The 795-nt window shown below is 63.5% G+C and carries 2 protein-coding genes; both read right to left on the minus strand.

Going from position 1 to position 795, the window contains the following annotated elements:
* The coding region (locus FGX59_RS37090) for a transposase (RefSeq protein ID WP_171061029.1) at positions 1-420 on the minus strand (420 nt) is incomplete at its 3' end.
* On the minus strand, positions 390-795 hold a 406-nt coding region (locus tag FGX59_RS38470; protein WP_206078570.1), incomplete at its 5' end, for a transposase. The genes FGX59_RS37090 and FGX59_RS38470, both read right to left, overlap by 31 nt.

Raw genomic sequence — 795 nt, forward strand, 5'->3', positions numbered from 1 at the left:
TGCGTGGCTTCCTTGTTGCGATGTGTCGCCAGGTTGTCGAGGAGTGAGGCCCCGAACGCCATTGGTCAGAGTGAGCGGGCCGAACGCAGTGCCGGGGGCGATTTCCTTGACGAGCACGTTTCGGATGTAGGCGGCGAATGCCGGGCCATCCATCGCGCCCTTGATGACCCAAGGCGCGATCAGGGCATCCTGGGTGAGGCCCGCGATCAGCGTCTGCGTTCCCCAACTGCCAAAGGGTGCATCCATCGTCAACCGGAGGCCCCGCTTGGCCCGCCCACGCAGGCGAGTCAAATTGGTCTTCACCGCAGTTTCATCAATGAACACAACGCGATCAGGCAAGTCCGCAATGGCCGGACGCCGATGTCTGAACCAGTCGGCGCGCTGTTGCCTTACCTCGGCACGGCGCTGTTCGGCGGCCACCAGAGACTTTTTTTGTATGTGAACCCGAGCCGGGACAGCAGATTGGCGATGGAGGAATGGTGGACCCGCACGCCTTCCGCGTCGGCCAGCGCATCGCGCAGCTCGAAGAGCGTCATGTCGGGGTCTTGGGCGATCAGCTCCTCAAGGAAAGCCTGATGCGGGGCCAACTTTCCCCGGCCGCGCGGCGGTCCCTGAGGGGCGGGTTCCGCATGGCCCCTGTTCCTCACCTGACGCGCCCAACGCGCGCCCGTCGCAGGCGACACCTTTAGACGCAACGCCGCCGCGCGCCCGCTCAACCCTTCTTCAATGTACTTCTGAAAGCGCGTCCGAAGCGCAGATGGCAAAGGTGCTGACATTATCCATCCTCCCAATGAG

Origin of the sequence: Poseidonocella sp. HB161398, from assembly GCF_005870025.1 — a bacterium.
Classification (GTDB): Bacteria; Pseudomonadota; Alphaproteobacteria; order Rhodobacterales; family Rhodobacteraceae; genus Mangrovicoccus.